We start from the raw sequence: 6,177 nt of genomic DNA, 5'->3' as shown, positions 1-6,177 counted from the left end.
CCGACGGCCGCATCGTCGACGAACTCCACCAGCCCACCGCCGACACCGTCCTGGACCGCATGCGCCGCTTCGACGCCAAGGGCCGCACCAGCTGAGCCGGATCCCGGCCCACCCGCCCGGCGCCGCTCCGGCCTCCGTCCCCACGACCTTCCAGGACTGACACCACTCCATGTACCGCACCGCACTGCGCACCGTGCTGGCCCACAAGGGCCGACTGCTGATGACGACGCTCGCCGTCCTCCTCGGCACCGCCTTCGTGGCCGGCACCCTGGTCTTCACCGACACGCTCGGCAGCGCGCTCCGCTCCCAGAGCGCCAAGAGCTACACCGACATCACCGTGACCGTCAGCGACCGCTCCGCCGTCAGCAAGGGGTACGACCACGGCAGCGGCGCCGAGGCCAGCCCGGCCCTGTCCGAGGAGACGCGCGGGGCGATCGCCGCGCTGCCCGGCGCCGCCGAGGCCCGCGGCGTGGTCAGCGGCTTCGCCGGCATCGCCGACCGGAAGGGCGCACTGATCGGCAACGGCTTCTCCACCACCGGCACCAACTACGTGCCCGGCGCCGACGGCACCGACCCCCGCTACCCGCTGGTCGACGGACGCGGCCCGCGCGGCGCCCAGGAGATCGCGCTGGACGCCAGGACCGCCGAGAAGGGCGGCTACAAGGTCGGCGACACCGTCCGCGTCGCCGTCAACGGCCCGGTCATGGAGCTCCGGCTCACCGGCACCCTGCACACCAACGACCCGCGCGTCGTCTCCGGCGGATCGCTCGCCGCGTTCGACACCGCCACCGCCCAGCAGCTTTACCTGAGCCCCGGCCGGTTCGCCGAGATCGACGTCAGGGGCAGGCCCGGCGCCGACGACACCGCGCTGCTCGCCGCCGTGAAGCAGGCCGTGCCGCAGAGCGACTCCGTCGAGGCCCGGACCGGCCGCGAGCTCGCGGACGAGCAGGACCGGATGATCGCCGAGGGCACCAAGGGCCTCTCCACCGTCCTGCTGGGCTTCGCCGCCATCGCGCTCTTCGTCGGCATCTTCATCATCGCCAACACCTTCACCATGCTGGTCGCCCAGCGCACCAGGGAACTGGCCCTGCTGCGCGCCGTCGGCGCCAGCCGCAAGCAGATCACCCGCTCGGTGCTCGCCGAGGCACTGCTCGTCGGCCTCACCGCCTCGCTCGGCGGGCTGGTCGTCGGCATCGGCATCGCCACCGGACTGCGCGCCCTGCTCAACGGCCCCTTCGAGGCCAACCTGCCGGACGGCCCGCTGGTGATCGGCCCCTCCACGGTGCTCGGCTCCGTCGGCGTCGGCGTCGCGGTGACCGTGCTCGCCGCCTGGCTGCCCGCACGCCGTGCCTCGCGGATCGCCCCGGTCGCCGCGATGAGCTCCGTCGAGCAGCCCGCCACCCAGAAGTCCCTCGTGGTCCGCAACGTGATCGGCCTGCTGTTCGCCCTCGCCGGCGTGGGCGGCCTGCTGGCCGGCGCGGCCGGCAAGGAGGCCAAGCTGGTCGGCCTCGGCGCGGGTGCGCTGATGATCGGCGTCTTCGTCCTCACCCCGCTGCTCTCCCGGCCGCTGATCGCCCTGTTCGCCCCGCTGCTGCGCAGGCTCTACGGCACGCCCGGCAAGCTGGCCCGCGAGAACGCGGTGCGCAACCCGCGCCGCACCGCCGCCACCGCCTCCGCGCTCACCATCGGCGTCACCCTGATCACCGCGCTGACCGTGGTCGGCGCCTCGGTGAACAAGGCCGTCGACGAGGCCACCGCGAACGACCTCAAGGCCGACTACACCGTCGCCATGTCGAACTTCTCCATGCTCTCCCCCGAGGTCGCCCCCCAGATCGCCAGGATCCCCGGGCTCACCGCGACGAGCGTGATGCGCACCGTTCCCGTCAAGGCCGCCGAGGACGACACCTCGTGGCTCACCTCGGTGGACGCGGCCACCTTCGACCGGCTGGTCGACGTGAAGACCACCGAGGGTTCGGCCGACGCGCTCAAGCAGGGCAAGCTGCTGGCCGGCGCCGACTACGCCGCGCGGAACGGCCTCACCGTCGGCTCGACCCTGACCGGCACCTACCCGGACGGCAGCCCGGCCACCCTGACCGTCGGCGGCCTGATCGGGCACAGCACCGTGGTGTCCGGGCTGATCGCCCCCGAGAGCGTGGTCGGCCCGCACGCCGGCGCCGGCACCGGCCTGGACAAGGTGCTCGTCAAGGGCCCGGACGGCCCGGACGCCGCGCTCAAGCAGGCGCTGCGCGACGCCACCGGCGGCAACCCGCTGATCGCGGTCAAGGGCGACAAGGACATCAAGGCGGAGAACCGCGAGATGGTCTCCGCCGTGCTGAGCATGATGTACGGGCTGCTGGGCATGTCCGTGGTGATCGCGGTCCTGGGCGTGGTGAACACCATGGCGATGTCCGTGTTCGAGCGCCGCCGGGAGATCGGCATGCTGCGGGCGATCGGTCTGGACCGGCGCGGCATCGGCCGGATGGTCCGGCTGGAGTCCCTGATGATCGCCCTGTTCGGCGGCGTGGTCGGTGTGCTGCTCGGCATCGTCACCGCCTGGGCCGGCGTCCGGACCATGAAGGACGTGTTCAGGAACATCACCACGGTGGTGCCGCCGGTGCAGATCCTGGGCTTCCTGGTGGCCGCCGCGGTGATCGGCCTGTTGGCCGCGCTCTGGCCGGCCCGCCGGGCGGCCCGGACGGACATCCTGAGCGCGATCAAGAGCGCCCCGCGCCGCCGGGTCCCGGGCGCCGGGCGCCCCCCGCGGGGACTCCTCCCGGCGGGCGGCGCCGTCGTGAGCGGCACTCTCGTGAGCGGCGCCGTCACGAGCGGTCTGTCGCGGCGGGCGGGGCGGTGGCGGGCGGCGCCGTGGCGGACGGGGTGTTCCCGGCGGCTCCGGTGTGCGCCGCGCCGAGCGAACGTTTCCTCAGCAGCCGTTGAGGATCGAGGAGAGCGCGCTCTTCTCGGCGCTGTCCACGCTGAGGCCGTAGTAGTACTTCACCTGCACCCAGGCACGGGCGTAGGTGCACCGGTAGGAGGTCTGCGGCAGCCAGTGAGCCGGGTCCTGGTCGCCCTTGCTGCGGTTGGAGCTCGCCGAGACCGCGATCAGCTGCGGGCGGGTCAGGTCGTTCGCGAAGCCCTGGCGCTGGCCGGTGGTCCAGGCCCAGGCGCCGGAGCGCCAGGCCTCGGCGAGCGGCACCACGTGGTCGATGTCGAAGGACGAGGCGCTGGTGGTGCTGACGTTGTCGTAGACCGAGAACCAGGTGCCGCTGACGGAGGCGCACGCGGAGTCGGTGACGACGTTGCTGCCGTCCCGCTTGAGGACCGTCTCGCGGGTGTTGCAGGTGCCGGAGACGGTGATCCAGTGCGGGAAGAGCGCCCGGTCGTAGGTGGAGGCGTGGGACTCGGCGGACACCGCGATCGAGGCGAGGTAGCTGCGCGCGGTGGCGGCGGAGACCGGGGTCGGCAGGGCCGCCCGGGCGGTGCCGGCGCCGGTCAGCAGGGTGACGAGGGCGAGCAGCAGGGCGCCGAGGGCGGCGGCCGGGGCGCGGCGGGGCAGGCGGGACGGACGGGGCACGGGTATCGCGGACATGGGGGACTCCTGAGTCGACGAGGGCAGGGGAAAGCCCCCGGGCGGAGCGGCCCGGGCTGCCGACCAGCATGCGGCCCCGGGGGTATACGCGGGTAGAGCCGGGAGGTGAACTTTTGAGCGGGCGTCAGCACCACACCCGCCCCGGCGGGCGCAGGAACGCCGAAGGCCCCGCCCGGCGGGTAGCCGGACGGGGCCTTCGAGGCCACCAGGTGGCCTGAACTCTTCGCTCAAACAGCCGAGTTGGCCGCTCCCGCGTTCGGCGCGGCAGGCTTGGTGCGGCGCCCGCCGAAGACGTTCAGGAAGATCGCCAGAGTCGGGACCAGGTAGGCCGCCCAGACCACGAGCTGGAGGACCGTCGGGTCGGGCTGGAAGTTGAACACGCCCTTGAGGAGCGTGCCGTACCAGCTGTCCTTGGGGATGCCGGAGCTGATGTCGAAGGCGCGGCTGCGCAGGCCGGGGAGCCAGCCGGCCTCCTGGAGGTCGTGCACCCCGTAGGCCAGCACCCCGGCGGCGACCACCACCAGCATCGCGCCGGTCCAGGTGAAGAACCTCGCCAGGTTGATCCTCAACGCGCCCCGGTAGAACAGCCAGCCCAGGACCACCGCGGTCAACAGACCCAGCGCCGCACCGATGATCGGGTTGTAGCCGTCGTCGGTCGCCTGCACGGCCGACCAGATGAACAACGCCGTCTCCAGCCCCTCCCGCCCGACCGCCAGGAACGCGGTGACCACCAGGGCGGCCGTGCCCATCGCGAGCGCCGCGTCCAGCCTGCCGTGCAGCTCCGTCTTCAGATGCCGGGCGGTGCGGCGCATCCAGAACACCATCCAGGTGACCAGACCCACCGCCACGATCGACAGCGTCCCGCCGAGGGCCTCCTGCGCCTCGAACGTCAGCTGCGTCGAGCCGTACTGGAGCACCGCGCCGAACGCCATGCTGAGGGCGACCGCCGCACCGACGCCCGCCCACACCGGTGGGAGCTTGTCCCTGCGGCCGGTCCTGACGAGGTAGGCGATGAGAATGCACACGACGAGGCTGGCTTCCAGACCCTCGCGCAGGCCGATCAGATAGTTGCCGAACACGGCACCCTCCTCCGGAGGTTGTACAGGGGTGACGGGCGGAACGGTCAGCCGAGGAGGGCCTGGCCCCACCACTCACCGGGCTTGCGCACACCCGCCGGACAGGCGAAGTGCGCCGAACCGACGTGCTGGATGTACTCGTTCAGCGCATCCGACGCGGCGAGGCGCTGCTGCAGCGGGACGAACCCCGTACGGCTGTCCCGCTGGTAGGCCAGGAAGAACAGACCAGCGTCCAGCCGCCCCAGCCCGTCCGTCCCGTCGGTGAAGGAGAACCCGCGCCGCAGGATCATGTGGCCGCCGTTCGAGTCCGGGTGCGCCAGGCGCACGTGGGCGTCCCCGGGCATGGCGTCCAGGTCCGGCGCGTCGTGCTCCCGGACCTTCCCGTACGCGGCGCCCTCGCCCTTGGTGCGGCCGAAGACGTCCTCCTGCTCCTTGAGCGACGTACGGTCCCACGTCTCGATGTGCATCCGGATCCGCCGGGCGACCAGGTAGGAACCGCCGGTCATCCACTCCGGCCCCTCGCCGGGCGCCACCCAGACGTGCTGCGCCAGCGCGGCGGCGTCGGTGCCGGCGATGTTGTGGGTGCCGTCCTTGAAACCCATCATGTTGCGCGGTGTCTGCGCATCGGGCGTGGTGGAGGAGGTCTTGCCGAAACCCAGCTGCGACCAGCGGATGTTGACCGTCCCCATCCCGATGCGGGCCAGGTTGCGGATCGCGTGCACCGCCACCTGGGGGTCGTCGGCGCAGGCCTGGACACAGAGGTCCCCGCCGCTGCGCTGCGGATCGAGGTTGTCGCCCTTGAACCGGGGCAGGTCGATCAGCGCCTCGGGGCGCCGCGCCTTCAGGCCGAAGCGGTCCACACCGTCCTTGTCGAACAGGCCCGGACCGAAGCCGACGGTGAGGGTCAGCCGGGAGGCCGGCAGGCCCAGCGCCTCGCCGGTGTCGTCCGGCGGCGCCTGCGGCAGGCCGCTCGCCGCACCGCTGCCCACCTCGCGACCGCCGGTCATCGCCGCGGCGGCCCTGGTCCACTCCTTGAGCATCCGCACCAACGACTCGCGGGTCGCCGACGCGGAGACGTCGAAGGCCGCGAAGTGCAGCCGGTCCTGGACGGGGGTGGCGATCCCGGACTGGTGCTCCCCGAAGAACGCGACGTCCCCGCCCGCGGCGGCCGGCGCCGGGGCGTCCTCCTCCCGGCGGGTCGCGGCGGCCACCGAGCCGACGCCGGCCGCCCCCAGGGCGGCCCCCGCACCGGCCCAGCCGATCACCGCACGGCGGCTGAACCCGCCACCGGCGGCACCACCCGGCTCCCGGGCCCCGGGCTCGCCACCCCTGGGGGACGGCGTCCCGTGGTCCGGCGCCCCGTTCTGCTGCTCCTGCTCGGCGTCCATCGGCGGCGGACCCTTCTCTGTACGGGACTCGCGCCCGGGGGGGCCCGCGCGGCCCCCCCCCGCCGGGCGCCGGCGCGCCGCGCCCCGGGGGGCCCCCGGCCGGCGCGGGGCGCCGGCGGGGGGC

At 73.4% G+C, this 6,177-nt stretch carries 3 protein-coding genes and 2 pseudogenes; 2 read left to right on the top strand and 3 right to left on the bottom strand.

Annotation, left to right across the window (positions count from 1 at the left end):
* Together ABZY91_RS41065 and ABZY91_RS41060 are read left to right on the top strand one after the other, a co-directional pair.
* Nucleotides 1-95: pseudogene (locus tag ABZY91_RS41065) on the top strand (ABC transporter ATP-binding protein); the annotation flags it as partial.
* A gap of 74 nt (nucleotides 96-169) precedes the next feature.
* Nucleotides 170-2,722 (top strand): annotated as a pseudogene (locus ABZY91_RS41060) (FtsX-like permease family protein); the annotation flags it as partial.
* Between the two features lie 201 nt (nucleotides 2,723-2,923).
* On the opposite strand, the gene ABZY91_RS41055 reads toward ABZY91_RS41060, so the two are convergent.
* The 3 genes from ABZY91_RS41055 to efeB form a co-directional block, all read right to left on the bottom strand.
* Nucleotides 2,924-3,589 carry an HNH endonuclease family protein gene (locus tag ABZY91_RS41055; protein ID WP_355409242.1) on the bottom strand — a complete coding sequence of 222 codons (666 nt, stop codon included), beginning with the start codon at nucleotides 3,587-3,589 and terminating at the stop codon, nucleotides 2,924-2,926.
* Nucleotides 3,590-3,816: 227 nt separating this feature from the next.
* The gene (efeU, locus tag ABZY91_RS41050) at nucleotides 3,817-4,668 is read right to left on the bottom strand and encodes an iron uptake transporter permease EfeU (protein ID WP_355409240.1); all 852 of its coding nucleotides are present in this window, start codon (nucleotides 4,666-4,668) and stop codon (nucleotides 3,817-3,819) included.
* Nucleotides 4,669-4,712: 44 nt separating this feature from the next.
* Nucleotides 4,713-6,053, bottom strand: coding sequence for an iron uptake transporter deferrochelatase/peroxidase subunit (gene efeB, locus ABZY91_RS41045; RefSeq protein WP_355409238.1), 1,341 nt, complete (start codon nucleotides 6,051-6,053; stop codon nucleotides 4,713-4,715).
* Nucleotides 6,054-6,177 lie beyond the last annotated feature (124 nt).

Origin of the sequence: Kitasatospora sp. NPDC002965, from assembly GCF_040611255.1 — a bacterium.
Classification (GTDB): Bacteria; Actinomycetota; Actinomycetes; order Streptomycetales; family Streptomycetaceae; genus Kitasatospora.
Note: the sequence above shows the minus strand (reverse complement) of the source record. Positions and strands in the feature narration are given on the sequence as shown.

Bases quoted from the DNA above. Each gene is read 5' to 3' on its own strand.
- ABZY91_RS41055 (WP_355409242.1), bottom strand. From the start codon at position 3,589: ATGTCCGCGATACCCGTGCCCCGTCCGTCCCGCCTGCCCCGCCGCGCC.
- efeB (WP_355409238.1), bottom strand. From the start codon at position 6,053: ATGGACGCCGAGCAGGAGCAGCAGAACGGGGCGCCGGACCACGGGACG.